A 19502-nucleotide genomic window follows, 5' to 3' on the forward strand; every position below is an offset into this window, starting at 1 on the left:
CAACGAGCATCTGAAATTGCTAACTATCTGACAAAGCTTCTGGCTAAAATAGGGCTATGTCTGAAATCACTTCTGCAACTGCAACACGCCCCACGTTCATCCTTGTAGATGGGCACTCCCTGGCTTATCGTTCATACTTTGCTTTCGCCAAAGGGCGAGATGGAGGACTGCGGACTACAACGGGGATTCCTACCAGTATATGTTTTGGTTTTGTTAAGTGTCTGCTGGAGGTAATGGCAACACAACAGCCCCAAGCAATGGCGATCGCTTTTGATTTGGGCGAGGCAACTTTTCGCCACGAAGCCGACGATACTTATAAAGCCGATCGTCCTGAAACGCCAGAAGACTTCATTCCCGACTTCGCAAACCTGCATGAGTTGCTCAATGGCTTCAATCTACCAATTTTCACTGCCCCTGGTTACGAGGCAGATGATGTTTTGGGAACCTTAGCACAGCGAGTAACTACTGCTGGGTATAGGGTGAAGATTCTCACTGGCGATCGCGATTTATTTCAACTGATTGACTCTGACAAAGAAATCACTGTTCTGAATTTTAGTCCAGATGCCCTAAAGCGCTCTACAAATAGCATTACGGAATTTGAAGCAGAACAAGTCAAAGAGAAGATGGGCGTTTTACCTTCACAAATTGTGGATTTCAAAGCTCTTTGTGGTGATAAATCGGATAATATTCCTGGGGTCAAGGGAATTGGAGAAAAGACAGCAGTGCAGCTGCTAAATACCTATGGTTCCCTTGAGCATATTTATGCTGCGTTAGATGAAATTAAAGGCGCAACTCAGAAAAAACTAGCAAGTGGTAAAGAAGATGCCGATAGGTCACAGTATTTGGCAACTATAGTTTTGGATGTTCCTATAGAAATTAATTTAGAAGATTGCAAATTAAACGGTTTTGAGACAAGCATCTTATCACCAATTTTAGAGAAATTAGAATTAAAGTCTTTTTTAGGTAAAATAAACGACCTCCAGCAACGTTTTGGTGGCCAAGTCGAAGACAAACAAGAAGCCAAAAAAGAGGTAATTAATTCCAACTTTGCTAACTCAGAATTCAGCGCTAATGAAGATAATGATTTGTGGTTTTTCAGTGCTAGTGATACAGCAGCACTTTCACAAGAATCTACTTCCCCAATTACACCACGCATCATCAACACTGAAGCCAAATTAACTGAGTTAGTGAAACTTTTGCAAAAATTCACTACCCCCAAGACTCCCGTTGCTTGGGACACTGAAACCACTGATTTAGAACCAAGAGACGCTGAGTTAGTAGGAATTGGTTGCTGTTGGGGAACGAAACCAGATGAGGTAGCGTATATTCCTCTGGGGCATAAAACTGGGGAAAATTTGAATAAAGATTTTGCGTTAGAAACACTACGCCCAATTCTCGAAAGTGTCGATTATCCCAAAGCTTTACAGAATGCCAAATTTGACCGCTTAGTTCTAAAGTGTCAAGGAATTAATTTGGCGGGAGTAGTGTTTGATCCGATGCTGGCAAGTTACATTCTAAATCCAGATTCGAGTCATAATTTGATGGATTTGGCGCAGCGATATTTGGGATTGATCGCAAAAAGTTACTTAGATTTAGTTCCTAAAGGCAAAACCATCGCTGATATAGATATTCCTGCCGTAGCAGATTACTGCGGTATGGATGCTTATTCTACCTTTGGTTTAGTGCCGAAATTACGTGAGGAACTGGATAAAATTCCAGCTTTATCTAAGCTCTTAGTGGAAGTGGAACAGCCACTAGAAGCAGTTTTAGCCCAAATGGAATACACAGGTGTCCGCATTAATTCAGCTTATTTACAAGAACTTTCGCAGCATTTAGAAACTGAGTTAGCCAGGTTAAAAGAGGAAGCAACTGAAAAAGCTGGGGAAAATTTTAACTTGGGTTCTCCTAAGCAATTGAGTCAAATCTTGTTTGAAAAGTTGGGGTTAAGCACTAAACATTCTCGTAAAATTCAAACAGGCTACTCTACAGATGCAGCAACATTGGAAAGACTCCAAGAAGATGATAAAACTGGTTTGGTTGAGGTGATAATTGAGTATCGCACCCTATCTAAATTAAAATCAACTTATGTTGATGCATTACCTGCATTAGTGCGTCCAGATACCCAGCGGGTGCATACTGATTTTAATCAAGCTGCGACATCAACTGGTAGGTTATCTTCTTCTAATCCGAATTTGCAAAATATCCCGATTCGGACAGCTTTTAGTCGCCAAATTCGCAAGGCGTTTTTGCCAGAACCTGGTTGGTTAATGGTGGCTGCTGATTACTCACAAATTGAATTGCGTATTTTGGCTCATTTGAGTCAAGAGCCGATATTAGTGCAAGCATATCAGCAAAATGAAGATGTTCATACTGTTACGGCGCGGTTAGTCTTTGAAAAAGAAAATATAACCTCAGAAGAACGAGGGATGGCAAAAACTATCAATTTTGGCGTGATTTATGGAATGGGTTCTCTAAGGTTTTCGCGCTCAACTGGGATAGATAAGACTATTGCCAATGAGTTCATTAAGCGGTTTAATGAACGATATCCTAAAGTCTTTGCATATTTGGAGCGAGTCAAAAAAGAAGCGATATCTCTTGGTTATGTAGAAACTATTCTCGGTCGTCGTCGTTACTTTGATTTTACTAATAATAGTTTACGCAAATTAAAAGGCAGTAACCCAGAAGATATTGATCTGAGTAAATTAAAGAATTTAGGTGCTTACGATGCAGGTTTACTACGCTCGGCTGCTAATGCACCAATTCAAGGTTCAAACGCTGATATTATCAAAATTGCAATGGTAAGACTGCATGAGGTTTTGAAGAACTATCAGGCGCGTTTGTTGTTGCAAGTTCATGATGAATTAGTGTTTGAAATCCCCCCTCAGCAGTGGGAAGAATTACAACCACAAATTAAGTCGGTAATGGAAAATGCAGTCCAGTTGAGTGTGCCGTTGCTGGTGGAGGCGCGTGTCGGTGAAAATTGGATGGAGACGAAGTAAGTTGAACTGGGGACTGGGGATTCGGACAATTACGTTGGTATAAAAGTACTTTTGTCTTATAGCAATTCGCTATGAAGATGCACTTAATTTTATTAAACGAACCGCCATCTCTGCGAGAGGCTTTCGCCAACGCGCAGCGTCTCCTTGGCGCAGCCTCTGGTAGAGAAGAGTTGGAAGAAGAAATCATTAAGTGCAAGTTTGTGGAAAATTGATATTAGTAAATACATCAAGTTGACAAAGTAATCAAGAGTCAAAAGTATTGACTCTTGACTCTTGATGATGAAGCAGGCAATAGTTAAGAGTTAAGCGCCACGCTGAAGCGCTGCTTCAACTTGCTTTAACTCCTTCTCTAAACGATTTTTGAGTTTTTCGGGTACAGAACGATTTGGGTAAGAACTGTAATGTCCAGCTAGGGAGTTGAGGGCTGTTCGCATGGTTGTAAAGGAGCTAAGACCAGAAACAGAGTTAACCCGCTGATAGCGAGCTGAAAAGTCATTAATTTTTTGACGCGCTTCTGCTTGAACTGCTGCTTTGTCTGGTGAATCTTGTGATATATCCAGAGCTTGTCTCATAACATTGACCACAGCTAAGGTGTCTTGGCGATAATCCCCACTCAAACTATCTGGACTGCCAGAACAGCCCATTAAGCCGATAGCTACAACCAAAACCAGCGCAAGCAAACGCGACCAATAGCGCTTCATATGCATTAAGTAAAAGAATATGTAAATCAACGTCCATCCTATCTTGGATTGGTAACTTGGGGATCAATTTATTGCTGAGTCAGGAGTGAGGAGTGAGGAGTTAGAAAACTCCATTTATCCACCTCAGAACTCTGTTCATCTAATTTAGATACTCGTCCACGAGTCTTTGACTTGACTCCTAACTCCTAACTTTTTGATAAAGAGTATCCCGTTGTTGGTAAGGTCTTCCTAAAGAAGCGATCGCAGCTTGTAAGGTTTCCACTTCCATACATGTACCACCCAAAGCACCTGCCATTGTGGTAATATGCTCCTCCATTAATGTGCCGCCGATATCGTTGCAACCCCAAACTAAGGCTTCGGTTGCACCACTAAGCCCCAGTTTTACCCAACTCTGCTGATGGTTGGGAATCCAATTACCCAAGTAAATCCGCGCCACAGCCCCCAGTAGGAGTGCATCGGTTAAAACTGGTTGATCGCGTCCGACACGGCGACGTAAGGGTTTGGGCGCTTCTTGTCCAACGAACGGTAATAAAATAAACTCTGTGATGCTTGCTGGATATCCCTGATTGATGGAGGTTTTTTGGAGCGATCGCAATTTTTCTAAATGCCCGATTTGCTGTTCGTGGGTTTCAATATGCCCAGATAACATCGTGCTAGTAGTATGCAAGCCTAATTTGTGAGCTGTGCTGACAATTTCTAGCCAAGTGGCTGTGTCAATCTTCTCTGGACAGAGTATCCGCCTTACCTTATCGTCCAACACTTCTGCTGCTGTTCCCGGCATTGAGCCAACACCAGCATCGCGCAAAGCAATAATCACATCAGCATACTCAAGTCCGTCAAGTCTGGCGATAAATTCCACTTCCTGGGGAGAGAAAGCGTGGAGATGTATCTGAGGAAATTCTTGTTTAATGGTTTCTACTACCTTGAGATAATAGGACAAAGATTTACCATTTATCTGCGCTTCTGGATTTAATCCCCCCTGCATACAGATTTCCGTCGCACCCCGCCGCACCGCATCTGTCGCCTTTTCCAAAATTTGTGCCGAATCTAACCAGTAAGCACCGACATCACCATCATCTTGACGGAAAGCACAAAAACTACAGTGCTGCTCACAAATATTAGTAAAGTTGATATTACGATTAATTACGTATGTAACTGTATCGCCTGCTTGAGTGTGGCGGAGTGTGTCAGATGTAGCACGAATTGCGGCGATCGCTTCTGGCTCACTTTGTTCTAACAATACCACTCCCTCTTCGAGAGATAAATCGTACCCCATCAAGGCACGTTCAAGAATTTTTTCAACTGCAATTTTTGTCAGCATTACTTTCTTAATTTCTCAGTAAATATTAATTTTCTGATCTTGCAAATAATAAAATTCTACTTAATAAATACACTAAGTATTGGAAAATTACAATTTTATACTACTGATTGAAGTACGAGGTGTTGGATTATCCAAGACAATTGAAGCCAAAACTTTGAATTCTGCGAGAGTTTTGTTGGCCTTGTATGCGAACCTTGGGAGCAATACTCGCGGTCTATCGATATTGTTTCAGGAATTTTTCAACAAAACTCAGGAGGACTCGAAATCGTTTTGCTAGCTGACGCTCTCGTTATTTTACCTCAAAGTATGTATCGATGATTTTCTGACTTAAGTCAAGCTAATATGCCTTCATTTGTATTTGACTAAAATGCATAACCTATCTCTCGAATGTACCTTAAAAGACCGGGAAACGCTATATGAAATTTAGCTGCTTTTTTGTTCTAGCCGCCACAGCCTACTATACTGCAAAACATCGACCAGTTTGTATTTCTTCTCAAGCTCAGAGCGAAATATTTTAGAAGGATTATACAAAAACAGATTGCTGAAACTATCAGGAATATTTGGTATACTTGGTTCAATTACCAATTGCATCTGCACTTTTTCATCTAGCAGATGAATGAGAGACATTAGCTCACCAATATTTAGAGAATAATTACTACTAATTAATAGTGGGTGATTAGCTTGATTGATGATCCGAGCTATTTGAGGGTTGGCATGGCTACCTTTATTCCACCATGTCTCGGCTTGAGAACTGATGGTACAGGATACAACTCCAGTGGAAATTATTACTACCATTACTAATTGCCAAAATTTGCGGGTTATTAACTTAGAAGAAATAATTTGAGTCGCCAGCAAGTAAGCAACAGCTAGCTGAATGCCTAGATAACACGGAATGACATATCTAGGTCGCAGACTGAGCTTACCTCCAATAATCAAATCAGGCAATATGAGAGCTAAAGCAGGTACTCCACTTAAGAGAAAAACAAATAACCAAACTCGTTTTCCTGCATGACTATAAATAAATAAGAAGGAATATACTACCAAGATTAGTATTAAGGGAATTAAAAATCGACCCCAGCGTAAAACTGGCAAATTCAAATCTGGAAAATATATTTCATAACGCCAAAAATCACCAAATAAATAGCTAATATTTTTAATCCAATCAGAAACCAAAACTGACAGAGATTGTCTGGTTTGAGCGCTGGTTGTTGTACGATCAATTTCAGACAAGCTATTAATAACAGTTAAAATCCAAGGAACAAAAGCTAAAAAGCCGACGCTAGTTGCTATTAGATAAGCTTTAACGCTTTTAGTGAATCGAAAGCGTTCAATGGCAAATACATAAATACCGTGGGCGATCGCCAGCAACCCAGAAAACAAAAAGGTGTACAATCCTAGTGCCACTGTTACTGCATAAATCCCCCAAAGCTGCTTGCTACCTAGCCTTATTGCTCGCAGCAGTACAGCACTCCCGAGCAAAGTAGTCACCATCCACAAACCGAACTCCCTTCCCTCTTGGGCGTACAGCACATGGAAGGGCGAGACTGTTAGAAGAGCTACGCTTATCCATGCCGTTATGGGTGACTGAAATAATTCTAAGCACAGCCAATAAATGCAAGGAAAGGCTAGCAGGCTAATTATGGCTGACAAGCTTCTCGTAGTCGCTACTGAATTGCCAAAAAATTGCATCCATAATCTAAGCATCACGTAATAAAGTGGAGGATGTTGAGCATCCTCCACCGCCAAAGAGTTGATTGTATTGATTAAACCTTTATCAGAATTAGGCTGTTGATATTTTTGTATATCTCTAACAGCAAACACGCGCCCATTAAACACTTGTTGAACAAATTCTGTCTTAGTGTAACCAGAGATTCGTAATGAGGTATAAGCTTCATCATGCCAGTAGACTTTTCGATCCAGATAAGCAAAGCGAAAAAATATCCCTAAGATTAACAAAATAATGATTAAAAATCGTAGCCAAATAGGAGGAAAATATTTTGCAAATACTGATTGTCTGTTTATCATAAATATCGAATTATAACGTTGATTACAGGTTCATAAGGTACAGTAGCAGCAGTTTGTACAGTTTTTTAGACGTTTAGGATTAATAAAGTCAAGAGCCGTTGCAAGCTGCTTCAGAACAAGTTAAGGAAATTTATCTTTTAAGGTAGGAAGGAGAAGCAAAGGAAAAAAAAGCTTAACCCAAGCCTATTGGTTTACATAAACTACTATCTAAAAAAATACTGTGGTTTTACCACAACTATTTTGACCTATTAAATAAGTGGGCGTCAATGGTTAGATCCTGGTAAAGGAGTTGTTTCCACCTCAATTTTGTGGGGTGAACCATCAAAAAATTGTTCAAGCCATGTTAACTTAACTTGTTGGTCGGGAATACCTTTGTAGTCAAACACTGTTAAATTATCTTCTGTGGCGATCGCTTTCACCTGCAACACTACATCTCTAATAGGTTGTCCAATTGTGGCATCTTCCACCTGTAACGCTAAATTCGCACGTTTTCCGAAATTTCCAATCCCTAAGATTTTTGAGATGATGGTGCCGCAGCTGTGCCCATCCTAGACATCGCTTCGGTACTATTTGAGTAGTGTTCACTGTCATGACCTTCTGCAACTTCTGCACTAATGTTAATAACTAATAGGGTTACTTTAGCCAATACTGTCAATCCACTTAATAAAAGGCGCACTGAATGTGGTGCAATTTCTCCTTGTTGTAGTTCTTGTTGTCCACCAATAACCCAACCACCCAACACTCCAAGTGATAATAAAATAGCTGTTATAATAACAAGATATTTATATTGATTGGATTTTCCTGAACATTCAAATTTAAGGTTTCTCCAAATACTCCGAAAGCAATAAGCATATCAGAAATAGGCATAAAATAATTAGTTTTCTCTGAATATGATTTATACATAAATTCACGTATAAATACCGTTAAAATTCAGAAACTTTTGCTAGAGTCTTCCGAGACTGATTCTCGCTTGTTCTGGATTTAACAACTTAATTAGCAGTTTTGATGTAATATATAGTTATTGAGAATAATTATTCATTCCTCTATTTAGCAATTGCAAATCTTTTACAATTCTTTTTTGGTGCTAACCGTAACTAAATGTCATGCCCAACAACTTCGCTCTAGGTAACGAAAAACCGTGGAGCCGCCGTGAATTCTTGAAGCTAGGACTAGCAGGTGCTGGAGTGATTGGTGCAGCTGGACTTTGGCAGATGCTAAATCTACAAAATAAGTCAATCGTCAAAGTGCCACCACTGGATATGGAAGCACCAGACGACGGTACTAACCCGATGAAGATGTTAAGGGATTTTGATTATGGGACGGTAAAGCAAGAAAATGGGCGGACTATCCGAGAATTTCAGTTAACTGCCGATACTTCCATAATAAAACTCAATAGTGCTGTATCTTACAACATCTGGGATTTAAACGGTCGCATACCAGGGCCAACGCTACGGGCAAAACAGGGCGATCGCGTGCGAGTGCTTTTTCTCAACAAAGCAGGACATTCTCACTCTTTACATTTTCATGGCGTTCATCCGGCGGAAATGGATGGGGTTCGCCCAATCAGCAACGGCAAAGCCACAATTTATGAATTTGATGCTGAACCCTATGGAGTACACTTGTACCACTGCCATATTGAACCAGTTACCCGTCACATCGCCAAGGGACTGTATGGGATGTTTATCATCGATCCACCTACGCCCCGTCCCCCGGCTGATGAGATTGTACTAGTCATGGCTGGGTATGACGTGAATGATGATGGCCATAATGATTATTATGCTTTCAACGGTTCGCCCCATCATTACATGCATCATCCCATTCCTATTTACCAAGATCAGTTGATTCGGCTATATATTCTCAACATCATTGAATACGATCCGGTAGTGACGTTTCACCTCCATGCCAACTTCTTTGATGTCTATCGCTATGGCATGAGTATGACTCCTAGCGAGAAAGCTGATGTGATTACGATGGGTATGGCCGAAAGGCACATTTTGGAATTTGCTTTTCGCTACCCAGGTAAGTATATGTTCCATCCCCATCAGGATGCGATCGCCGAAAACGGTTGCATGGGTCAATTTGAAGTAGTTGCTCAAAGCAAATCTCAAAAGACTGTTAACAATTCATGACAAAATAATTAGTAATTTTTATTCAAGCTAAGTACAAGGTACACAATTGGTAATTAATAAAATTTTAAATCAAATAGTTGATAAAAAATATCATTATATGCGAAAGTAAAATCTATGACGATTTCTTAAACAAACTATGTTTGAGTAATAGTTTGAAGCATTTGAACCAATACCTTTTAAATTGTGCCAGGATCAGAAATGAAAAAATTTCGCTATATCTGTTTAACAGTGGCAGCTGCGGCAATAGTTACCTTAAGTTCCTGTAGCAGTACACCAACCGCAGAAAATCCATCAGCGCCAGTTATTAGTCCTCAAGCTACAGAGGCAGTAAGTGAAAACAGTCATAGTGGTCACGGTAGCAAAGAAAAAATTAACATTAACAGTGCAATATTGTCAGAATTGGATAAGTTTGAAGCCAAGTTAGGTGTCCCGGCTTTATCCAACAAAATTCAGGCAGGTCGTCCCTATGGCAGCCCAGAAGATTTAGTTAGTAAAAAAGTAATTACTCAAGAGCAGTTCGACCAAATTAAAGACCAGGTTGGTGTTCAAGAAGTGGTACTCACAGGTGAGGCAAAAGATGTTGACTATATGTCTAAATTAGGCTTAATGAAAGGGCATCTTTTGGTAGCACAAGAACTGCTGGATCAGAATCAGCCGAAACAAGCAGAACCTCATATAGGACATCCAGTTGAAGAGATTTACGTTGACGTAGAAGAACAATTGAATGAGCGCAAAGTTAAAGAATTTAAGACAACTTTGGTGAGTTTGCAAGATTTAGTGAAATCTAATTCAAAAGATAGTAAAGTTAAAACTAATTTTGCTTCTTCGATGCAATCAGTTGACGGAGCGATCGCAGCTTTGCCAGCAGATCAACGCTCCAAACCAGGATTTGTGCTACAGATAATTAACGAATTGCTAGATTCAGCTAACTCCGAATATGGCGCTGCGATCGCAGATGGTAAAATAACCGCGCCAATTGAGTATCAAGACTCTCGTGGTTTTGTCGTTTACGCCAATGATTTATACAAAGGAATTTCTAGTCAAGTAGCTCAAGCCGATCCCGAAGCACACAAAGCGATCGACAGTAGTTTCGCTGAACTAATAAAAGTTTGGCCCGCCGCCATCCCACCAGCAAAAGCAGTCAAAACTCCTAATGATGTTACCAAGCTAGTGAAAACCATTGAGGAAAACTCTCAAAAAGTGGTTGACAAATCTAATACCAAAGCATAGCGATAACACTTTCATTTAATGGGAAGGGTAGGGTAAAGAGTTTAAAATGAGGAAATCATTAGGAGTTAAGAATTACGAATTACGTTAGCGTAGCGGTAGCGAGTCCGCGAGCGTCATTACGAATTACTTACTCCTAACTCATTACACTCCATTCGTTACTTGAACTAACAACTGATGCAAGAACTTGACCAGAAAAAGACCATTGACCTGCTGAACGCCATCATGGAATTTGAACTAGCAGGGGTAGTGCGCTATACACATTATTCTTTGATGGTGACTGGTCCTAACCGTATTCCAATTGTGGCTTTTTTCAAAGCACAGGCAAGTGAGTCTTTACTTCATGCCGAACAAGTGGGAGAAATTCTCACCGGTTTAGATGGGCATCCTTCCCTGAAAATTGCCCCAATGGAAGAAACCTACCAGCATAAAGTCAAGGATATCTTGGCAGAAAGCTTGTCTCATGAAAAAAAGGCATTGGATCTGTATAAAGATTTGCTCGAAACTGTCACCAATGCCAGCATTTATCTTGAAGAATTCGCTCGCGGCATGATTGGGCAAGAAGAGATGCATAATCTCGAACTGAAAAAGATGCTACGTGATTTTGGTCAATAGTTATTAGTCATTAATTATTGGCTAGGGACTAATGACAAAGATAGAAGTCTGAACAGAGCGAAAAACTGGAGCGGAGGTTTCCTCTGCTCTGGATTTTTCAATTTTTGGCTTCCGGCCATAAGAACTTCTCCTAAGGGAAACGCTTGCGCGTAGCTTGCTTAAGAGAAGGGGTACAGGGACAAAAGACAAAGGATAAAAGATGAATTTTAGTACTGCTCTACCTACTTTTGTAATAACACTTCGAGAAGGAGTGGAAGCTGCCCTTGTTGTTGGCATTGTCCTAGCTTTGCTGAAAAAAGCTAAACAATCCCGACTCAACTCTTGGGTGTATGCTGGTGTCGGCGTTGGCATTGTCGTCAGTGCCTTAATCGGTGTGTTATTCAGTTGGATAATTCCAGTACTGGGAGCAGTGAATCCTCAATATACCTCCGTAGTTGAGCCAGGGTTAGAAGGTGTGTTTAGTGTATTAGCGATCGCCATGCTCAGTTGGATGCTAATCTGGATGACCAAACAAGCCAGATTTATGAAAGCTACAGTTGAGGGAGCAGTTACACAAGCACTGACACAAAACTCAAATGCTGGTTGGGGTGTTTTTACTTTAATTTTAGTTGCCGTTGTCCGCGAAGGCTTTGAAACTGTTCTGTTTGTTGCTGCTAATTTTCAACAGGGATTAATGCCAGCATTGGGTGCTATTGCTGGTTTGGTAGCGGCATCCGCCATTGGGGTGCTGCTATTTAAATGGGGTGTCAAAATTAACATCCGCCAGTTTTTCCAGGTAATGGGTATTTTATTAGTGTTGATTGTCGCTGGGTTGGTAGTTTCAGGCTTGAAACATTTTGACGACGCTGTAGCTAACCTTGCCCTTAGCAGTCGTGCCACAGAAAGCCTTTGTTTCTATTACGAACGTTTTACTAAAGTCCACTCCTGTATTTTGGGGCCAATAGTTTCAAATACTTCCACAATCTTGCCTGACGAACAGTTTCCTGGCATTATTCTCAAATCTTTATTTGGTTACACAGAGAATCTCTATCTTGTACAAGCAGTGGGATACGTGGCATTTTTACTTATCATTGGAGGACTGTATTTCCGCAGCCTTGGAGGTGCTTCTCCTGAAGGTAAAAAGAATATCCCTTTTGCTCAAAAATAATTAGTTCTGCGAAAGATTAAAAGCACAGTCAATTTTATATTTTTTGCCTCGTTCCCAGTCAGAGACTGGGAATGCCTATTGGGGGGCTGCCGCCTACCCTATTCATCATTCAAGGTAGAAACTGCAAATCAGATTTTAAATTATATTTATTGAGCTAAGTACAGTTTTGCATAAAATCGTAGCGTTTTTAAATGCAGAGGGACGCATTGGCATTGCAGAGGGACGCATTGGCATTGCAGACGAACGCATTGAGATTGTAGAGGGACGCATTGGCATTGCAGACGAACGCATTGGCATTGCAGAGGGACGCATTGACATTGTAGAGGGACGCATTGACATTGTAGAGGGATACATTGACATTGCAGAGAGACGCATTGGCATTGCAGAGGGATACATTGGCATTGCCACCCGTCAATTTTAGATTTTGGACTTTCCTGCGGAACGCTACGCGAACGGCTACGCTCAGTCGAACGATTTTGGATTTTGAATTGAAGAATTGTTAAAATAAAAACACGGCGACTCTAAATATTTTCTTCCAATCTAAAATCTAAAATTTAAAATCTAAAATTGATTGCCCCGTACCTTGTGCTCAGGGTCAGCACTGAGCGAACGTAAGAGCGTCTCTAAAAGTTGCCGAAGTGTCAACCCAAAATTGCTTGACCTTTGCTAATACGGAGAATATCCTTGAATCTTGAGTCATTCTTAAATAATTTACTACCAGTGATTCCGATAACTTTTGTTTGATCAAGTCGAGAGATAATGTCAGCAAAAAGAGAAGAAAGAGCAACAACTCTTTTTGCTGATCCTTTAGGTAATTGCTGAGAATTTCTCTTTTAGTCTCAGTAGGGTTTGTGACTTTTTTTGTGGCTGCTGAGTGATTGCAGTCGTGCAAGCAGCTAAAACTATACTCATCTTTATAAAAAAATGCAGCAACACAAATAGGGCTTTGGCAGTCTTGAAAAAATAGGTTTTAAAACCCTTACTACTTAACTATATAATTCGATACACGTTGCCCACAATTATCTAAATTGGGGTCGATGATTATTGTGTCCATCTACTGGTAGGTATGTCTAACCATCCCTTGAACGTTGCAAGATCAAGATTATTTTGGCGGCGGCTATTCGCTGTTGTTTTCACTAGTAGTTCGTTGCTCCCCAACTTTGGAAGCGAACCAGCAAGGGCGCAAGTAACCCAATATTGTCAGTTATCATCAGCGGCGGCGCAAGAAAAAGAAAACTTACGTTTGTCAGCCCTCAAAGGCAAGCAAGATGCTCAAACGCGCTACCAAAACTTGGTAGAAACACAAGCACAGGATTTACATGAGTGCCGCGCTCAGACTTGGCCACAAATCCAAGCCGTCTGGTTGCGCTTGTATCCTTGTGACATTCAGCCAGGAATAATTGATCAAATTATGGATCGGGCTGTTAACCGTGGCTATAACCAAGTTTATTTAGAAGTATTTTACGACGGTCAGGTATTATTACCAGCAACAGCTAACCCGACGGTTTGGCCTTCTGTGATTCGCACTCCAGGATCAGAAAACGCCGATTTACTCGCCACGGCTATAAAAAAAGGTCGGCAACGCGGTTTGAAGGTTTACGCCTGGATGTTTACCACAAATTTCGGCTATACTTATGCCCAGCGCCAAGATAGAGAACCAGCGATCGCTCGTAATGGCAAGGGTCAAACCAGCCTATATGTCGTAGATAACGGCTCTCAAGTATTTATCGACCCCTACAACTTGCAAGCAAAACGCGATTACTATCAATTAATACAGCAAGTTTTGCGCCGTCGTCCAGATGGTTTGCTATTGGATTATGTGCGCTATCCGCGACAAGCAGGAAGTGATTCCATAGCTACTAAAGTCTCAGATTTATGGCTATTTAGTCCCGCAACCCAAGAAGCTTTATTTAAACGGGCACAAAATTACAAAGGGCTGGACTTGATTCGCCGCTTTTTGAGTCGAGGATACGTCACCACTGGAGATATCGCCGAAGTTGACAAACTTTATCCCCAGGAAGGGGAACCCCTCTGGCAAGGACGCATTCCCCGACCAGCCCAAAAATCAATCGTCTCTGTAATTGATAGACAAGTACTTTTACAATGGGAATTGTGGCAGCTCGCCGTTGCCCACGCCATGCAAGGAATCCTAGATTTTGTCACCATAGCGAATTACCCAGCAAAGAAGCAAGGAATTCCTACAGGAGTGGTGTTTTTCCCCGATGGTAACCAAACTGTAGGACAAGGGTATGATTCCCGCTTACAACCTTGGGATCGATTCCCCACGACATTAGAGTGGCATCCTATGTCTTATGGAAATTGCGGTAATGTCAGTTGTATTGTGGCACAAGTGCAACGGGTTTTGAGTATGGCAAAACCTGGTACGCAGATAATCCCTGCTTTAGCTGGTGTGTGGGGAAAATCCATCAGTAATCGTCCATCCCTAGAAGCGCAAATGCAAGCACTTCGCCAATACGCTCCCCAACTCAAGGGAGTTAGCCATTTTGCCTATTCTTGGCAATATCCTCAGAGTGATAGCGATCGCAAATTTTGTCGCACTCGCTAAATAGTAGAATTCAGGAGTCAGAATTCAGAAGGAAAATTCCCCTCATCCCCCACTAATTAATTCTGAATTCTGTATTTTGTATTATTCTTTAATTAACTTACAGCTATTTTTAGGTAAATAGACCACGCTCTACGGGCACAGCAATGCTGTGCCCCTACGATAGATGTGGTTCAAATACTTGAATTCTGCTGTAAAGCCAAGTCCTGTGGGGTATTACAGTTAAACAGCATTTCGGGTTCTGCTAAGGGCAAAACTTCTACAGGATATTGCCGAAGCCACTGCTGAAACGATCGCCCCCCTCCATTGATAAACTCTAGAAGTTGTGGCAAACAGCGACGGCGATAGAAACCACATAGAGGTTCCCAGCCTTTAGGATGATCGGCTAAAGCTGCGATCACATTATCCCCCACGCTATCAAGTCTAGTTACCCAATCTTGCAACACCTCAACCCGCAACCTCGGCAAATCGCAAGCTAGCAACAGCACCCATTCTGTTTGCACTTCGGCTAGTCCTTGGGAAAAACCAACTAAAGGCCCGTGGGCTAGAGATTCCTTAGATAAAGGTACTTCCCGAATAAACTGACAACCAGGCAAAAGCAAGTCTTGATAGCGTTCTGGCCAGGGAGTTACTACATAAACAGTATCGGCACAGCTTTGAGCAATACCACAAACTCGCTGCAACAAAGGCACCCCTTGAATGGGAATCAAAGCTTTATCTTGACCCATGCGAGAACTTTTACCGCCTGCTAATACAATGGCGGTTAATTTGCTAGGCGAGTCAATAGTCATTCGTCAAAAAAATAGAGGGTAAAAATATATCTTGCACTTGTGTGCATCACCCGCCAGCGATTTGAATCGCTAGCTTAATAGCCAAAGTGCATTGTAAATGGACTGAAATTCTTGTTTAGTCGTCTTTTAGAGGACTTAAGTTATTAGCCAGGGGTTTATAACCCCTGGTGGTTGAGGATCTCAATCAAAATATTGAGTATTTAATCCCTTCTTGAGAGCGATTTCACGCCCTCACCTGACTTTGCTGGACTTGCTGTAACAAATGTTCTACACTTTCTGCTGGTGCAAGACACTTCAAGCCTTGGCAAACTAACCCAACGCTTCCCTCTGGTATATCAGATACCACAGCAAACACAGCCGCTGGTAGAAACTTGGGGATCAAAGTGTTAATTTGCTCAGTTGTGCTGCGAATCAACGTAGAATTACGATACCAATCCAAAGCTGTAAATAAGCTGGGACAAGCTTGAGGAGCGTCATGCATTACACTTCTAAAAGCTTTCAAACCATGTTCAGCTAAATCTAAATAATCTAGATTATCAGTGAGTAAGGCCAGACGGACAAGGTTAGCGATCGCAATTCCATTGGCTGAGGGTGTAGCATTATCAACATAACTACGCTCCCGCACAATTAAATCTTGACTAGAATCACTAGATGTGTTATGGTAACCACCTAATTCTCCACTCCAGAGAAATTCGTTGAATTCATCTTGGATAGCGATCGCATTTTCTAACCATTGTTTATGCTCAGGGTCGGAAGCTTGTAAATCCAGGAGAGCTTTAATAAAAAAGGCATAATCTTCAGACTGCGCTAAAACGGTCGGTTCTCCTTGATAGTTGAGTCGGTGGAAACGCCCATCGACAAACTGATTTTCCCAGATAAAATTCGCCGCTTGTGCTGCTAATTCCAGGTATAACGGTTGTTGGAACACCCCAGCAGCTTTAGCCAACCCAGAAATCATCAAGCTATTCCAGGCGACAATCATTTTTGTATCTGTCACTGAAGGAATGCGACCTAGCCAGTTAGTGGTTTTTGCTTCCTGGTTATTACGAGCCGGGGGAAAAGTTTCTAGTGACTCAAGACTAACGCCATAACGGGCTGTAAAAAGCTTGCTCAGTGCCGTTTCCAGCGTTGCACTCAGTTGCCCTAAATTCTTTCTTTGTAAGACATTACGTCCTTCAAAGTTACCGTTAGGCGTCACCGTAAACTGTTGTTGTAATTCCCTAAGTTCTTCAGGTGTTAACAGTTGTTGTAGTTCGCTGTAACTCCAGACATAAAAGGCTCCTTCTTCTGGTTCTACTGCCGTGGGTTCAGTGAAGCTGTCGGCATCTTGAGCAGCATAGAAGTAACCTTCAGGCGCGGTCATTTCTCGCTTCAGCCATTGTACAGTACCAGCAACTGCCCTTTCAAAGGCTGGTTCTTGTATTCCTGCACTCCACAAAGAAGCCAGATACTCCATAATCTGTCCATTGTCGTAGAGCATCTTTTCAAAGTGGGGTACTGTCCAAGTAGGGTCAACAGTATAGCGATGAAAACCACCACCCACATGGTCATAAATGCCTCCCAGCGTTAAGTTTAGTCCCCGCTGGGTAGAAACTTGGTTGCCGTCATACTGAGATTCAAAATTAAATCGAGTTCCCCGCAATGCTAATTCTGTATAGGGAATCATCGGAAAGCTATTGCCAGATTGCCTAGTAGTAATTACACCTGTGCTGGTTTCCCAACCTTGACGGAGTAATTCCCGGTCTTCAAGCTCGGTAGTTGTACCGGATTGCAACACCGCAGACGTGAGCAAAGACTCAATAATTAGGGCTTTGCGTTGCTGTAAGTCTTCTTTTTCTGTATCGTAATAACGGCGAAGCGATTGCAACACCTGCAAAAATCCAGGACGACCATAGCGCGGGTCTACAGGGAAATAAGTACCAGCGTAAAACGGCACTAAATCTTCTGGGGAAAGAAAAATATTCAAAGGCCAACCCCCTTGACCGCTCATCATCTGCAAAGCCTGCATATAGATGCTATCGAGGTCAGGTCTTTCTTCCCTGTCTACTTTGATGGGAAGATAATTGGCATTCATGTACTGGGCGATCGCAGTATCAGAAAAAGCCTCGCCTTCCATAACAGTACACCAGTGGCAACTAGAGTAGCCAATGGAGAGAAAAATCGGTTTATTTTGCGCCCTTGCAGTTGCAAGTGCTTCGTCACACCAAGACCACCAATCAATTGGGTTTTCGGCGTGTTTGCGGAGATAGAGGCTCTTAGCTTCAGCAAGGCGATTAGTCATGATCAAATAGCAAGTAAGTTGCCTTCTTTGCTCAGTCTATCCTGTTCCCAGGAATGTTAGCCCTTAAGTTAACAGGTAGTAGTGCATGTCTTTGATATCGCCGACACCTGTGCAATTTGTGAAACATTCTTACTGAAAAGGTCGCAATAGCAAGCTAACAATATTTGGTGGCGTTTCTGGCATAGGTGATGCTGTCTTTGTCTGAATCAAAGTATTTGGGCTAAGTCCTACTATCAGGTGGAGCAAGAAGGTGATGATGGCGGCTTGTACAAGTTTTTCCAGCATGGCACGTCTCTCTCTGTGTGGATAGCATTTCAAGTAAGACTGGTTATTCTAAATACACCTCGTACTACCGATTTACCGAATCTAACAAAAATAACTTAATAATTGCTGAGGTAAATCCTAAGAAAATGTTTAAAATTTTACTGGATATTTAACATAATTCCCTAAGCAAGCCGGATTTCGGTTATCAGTTTAATTACCACATCGCCAAGGTAGTCCAGCAAAAGCCGAGATATGAGGTTGGCGATAATTGGAGTTTTTTGATTTGTTTTTCCTTAAATGGAGATATTCTCTTAGACATTTTTTACCGCTAAAAAGTGCCCTTAAGGATTAAATCTATTAGATAAGCACCTTTTGCCCTCTTTTTGGGTAAAGAAAAACCAGCAAGGTTTAATTTATCTGCCTGGGAACACTAGAGATAAACCCCAGTTTCGTGCCGTCATCGATAAAATGTATTTAAAGTAGCCACAAACACGCTTCCATGATTCCTATCGTTATTGAACAATCGGGTCGAGGTGAACGCGCCTTTGACATCTACTCACGGCTGTTGCGTGAGCGCATCATCTTTTTGGGACAACAAGTTGACAACAACATTGCTAACTTGATTGTTGCCCAACTGCTGTATTTGGATGCTGAAGACTCGGAGAAAGACATTTATATGTATATCAATTCTCCCGGTGGTTCGGTGACGGCTGGCATGGGCATTTTTGACACTATGAAACACATTCGCCCTGATGTCTGTACAATTTGTACCGGATTGGCGGCGAGTATGGGCGCTTTCCTCCTCAGCGGTGGTGCTAAGGGTAAGCGAATGAGTTTACCCCATTCTCGGATTATGATTCATCAACCTCTAGGTGGCGCTCAAGGACAGGCGACTGATATTGAAATTCAGGCGCGGGAAATTTTGTACCACAAGCAACGGCTAAACAACTATTTAGCCGAACATACAGGTCAACCAATTGAGCGGATTGCTGAAGATACTGAACGTGACTTCTTCATGTCACCAGAGGAAGCGAGGGAATATGGCTTGATTGACCAAGTTATTGACCGTCATGCCGCTGGTAGCCGTCCAGCAGTTGCTGTTCTTAATTAATAGTCACGATTTGCAAATGGTGATTTACCACTTTTAATTTCCTTAAACCCCAAAATAACCCCTCTTCATAAGTAAAGAGGGGTTATTTTTGGAATGGGTGGCCTGCTCAAGTACTTAATACCGATTTGAAAAAACAGGATGCACCAGCCAATACGGTTCGGAAAAGAGAAAGTTATCTATTAAGGTGAGCTGGCGTTGCAGGGGGAGAAGAAAAGCAGGGGGAAAAAGATTTATTAGACCTCTTGCAAAAATCCTTGAATCACCCCTCCCCAACACATCGGGGAGGGTTGGGGAGGGGGCAAGATTTCAAGTTTCCCCCCTTTATAAG

17 protein-coding genes are annotated in these 19502 nt (G+C 41.8%); 9 read left to right on the forward strand and 8 right to left on the reverse strand.

Annotated features, from left to right (window positions below; translation table 11 throughout):
- Positions 1-56: 56 nt before the first annotated feature.
- On the forward strand, positions 57-2999 hold the full coding sequence (gene polA / locus Q0541_RS20400) for a DNA polymerase I (RefSeq protein WP_298914326.1): 2943 nt from the start codon (positions 57-59) through the stop codon (positions 2997-2999).
- A gap of 77 nt (positions 3000-3076) precedes the next feature.
- Positions 3077-3211 (forward strand): hypothetical protein, encoded by a 135-nt coding sequence (locus Q0541_RS20405; protein ID WP_298914328.1) that lies wholly within the window; start codon positions 3077-3079, stop codon positions 3209-3211.
- A gap of 90 nt (positions 3212-3301) precedes the next feature.
- On the opposite strand, the gene psb27 is transcribed toward Q0541_RS20405, so the two are convergent.
- From psb27 to Q0541_RS20430, 5 genes are all read right to left on the reverse strand, one after another.
- Entirely contained in the window at positions 3302-3706 is a 405-nt protein-coding gene (gene psb27 / locus Q0541_RS20410) for a photosystem II protein Psb27 (protein ID WP_298914382.1), read from the reverse strand.
- A gap of 172 nt (positions 3707-3878) precedes the next feature.
- Positions 3879-5021, reverse strand: coding sequence for a 7,8-didemethyl-8-hydroxy-5-deazariboflavin synthase subunit CofH (cofH, locus tag Q0541_RS20415; RefSeq protein ID WP_298914332.1), 1143 nt, complete (start codon positions 5019-5021; stop codon positions 3879-3881).
- Between the two features lie 423 nt (positions 5022-5444).
- Positions 5445-7046 (reverse strand): glycosyltransferase family 39 protein, encoded by a 1602-nt coding sequence (locus Q0541_RS20420; RefSeq protein WP_298914335.1) that lies wholly within the window; start codon positions 7044-7046, stop codon positions 5445-5447.
- 263 nt (positions 7047-7309) lie between these two features.
- Positions 7310-7513, reverse strand: coding sequence for a hypothetical protein (locus Q0541_RS20425; RefSeq protein ID WP_298914338.1), 204 nt, complete (start codon positions 7511-7513; stop codon positions 7310-7312).
- A 41-nt stretch (positions 7514-7554) separates the two neighbouring features.
- Complete coding sequence (locus tag Q0541_RS20430; RefSeq protein WP_298914341.1) at positions 7555-7785, reverse strand: hypothetical protein; 231 nt, start codon at positions 7783-7785, stop codon at positions 7555-7557.
- 364 nt (positions 7786-8149) lie between these two features.
- Here Q0541_RS20430 and Q0541_RS20435 point away from each other — a divergent pair, with 364 nt between their 5' ends.
- The 6 genes from Q0541_RS20435 to Q0541_RS20460 all read left to right on the forward strand — a co-directional run bounded on the left by Q0541_RS20435 (position 8150) and on the right by Q0541_RS20460 (position 14730).
- Positions 8150-9175 (forward strand): multicopper oxidase domain-containing protein, encoded by a 1026-nt coding sequence (locus Q0541_RS20435; protein ID WP_298914346.1) that lies wholly within the window; start codon positions 8150-8152, stop codon positions 9173-9175.
- 198 nt (positions 9176-9373) lie between these two features.
- Positions 9374-10405, forward strand: a complete 1032-nt coding sequence (locus Q0541_RS20440) for a helix-hairpin-helix domain-containing protein (RefSeq protein WP_298914349.1) — start codon at positions 9374-9376, stop codon at positions 10403-10405.
- A 174-nt stretch (positions 10406-10579) separates the two neighbouring features.
- A complete protein-coding gene (locus Q0541_RS20445) occupies positions 10580-11017 on the forward strand; it encodes a ferritin-like domain-containing protein (RefSeq protein ID WP_298914352.1) in 438 nt (145 codons plus the stop codon).
- A 199-nt stretch (positions 11018-11216) separates the two neighbouring features.
- The gene (locus Q0541_RS20450; RefSeq protein ID WP_298914355.1) at positions 11217-12164 is read left to right on the forward strand and encodes an FTR1 family protein; all 948 of its coding nucleotides are present in this window, start codon (positions 11217-11219) and stop codon (positions 12162-12164) included.
- Positions 12165-12330: 166 nt separating this feature from the next.
- Positions 12331-12585: a hypothetical protein gene (locus tag Q0541_RS20455; protein WP_298914358.1), complete on the forward strand. Its 255-nt coding sequence runs from the start codon at positions 12331-12333 to the stop codon at positions 12583-12585.
- 645 nt (positions 12586-13230) lie between these two features.
- A complete protein-coding gene (locus Q0541_RS20460) occupies positions 13231-14730 on the forward strand; it encodes a family 10 glycosylhydrolase (RefSeq protein WP_298914363.1) in 1500 nt (499 codons plus the stop codon).
- A gap of 170 nt (positions 14731-14900) precedes the next feature.
- On the opposite strand, the gene Q0541_RS20465 is transcribed toward Q0541_RS20460, so the two are convergent.
- From Q0541_RS20465 to Q0541_RS20475, 3 genes are all read right to left on the reverse strand, one after another.
- Entirely contained in the window at positions 14901-15518 is a 618-nt protein-coding gene (locus tag Q0541_RS20465) for a molybdenum cofactor guanylyltransferase (protein WP_298914367.1), read from the reverse strand.
- 223 nt (positions 15519-15741) lie between these two features.
- Positions 15742-17799, reverse strand: coding sequence for a thioredoxin domain-containing protein (locus Q0541_RS20470; RefSeq protein WP_298914370.1), 2058 nt, complete (start codon positions 17797-17799; stop codon positions 15742-15744).
- Between the two features lie 129 nt (positions 17800-17928).
- Positions 17929-18084 (reverse strand): hypothetical protein, encoded by a 156-nt coding sequence (locus Q0541_RS20475; RefSeq protein WP_273768851.1) that lies wholly within the window; start codon positions 18082-18084, stop codon positions 17929-17931.
- Positions 18085-18562: 478 nt separating this feature from the next.
- Here Q0541_RS20475 and clpP point away from each other — a divergent pair, with 478 nt between their 5' ends.
- Positions 18563-19174, forward strand: a complete 612-nt coding sequence (clpP, locus tag Q0541_RS20480; protein WP_298914379.1) for an ATP-dependent Clp endopeptidase proteolytic subunit ClpP — start codon at positions 18563-18565, stop codon at positions 19172-19174.
- Positions 19175-19502 lie beyond the last annotated feature (328 nt).

The sequence above is a fragment of the uncultured Nostoc sp. genome (assembly GCF_937863485.1).
In the GTDB taxonomy this organism is placed as follows: Bacteria; Cyanobacteriota; Cyanobacteriia; order Cyanobacteriales; family Nostocaceae; genus Nostoc.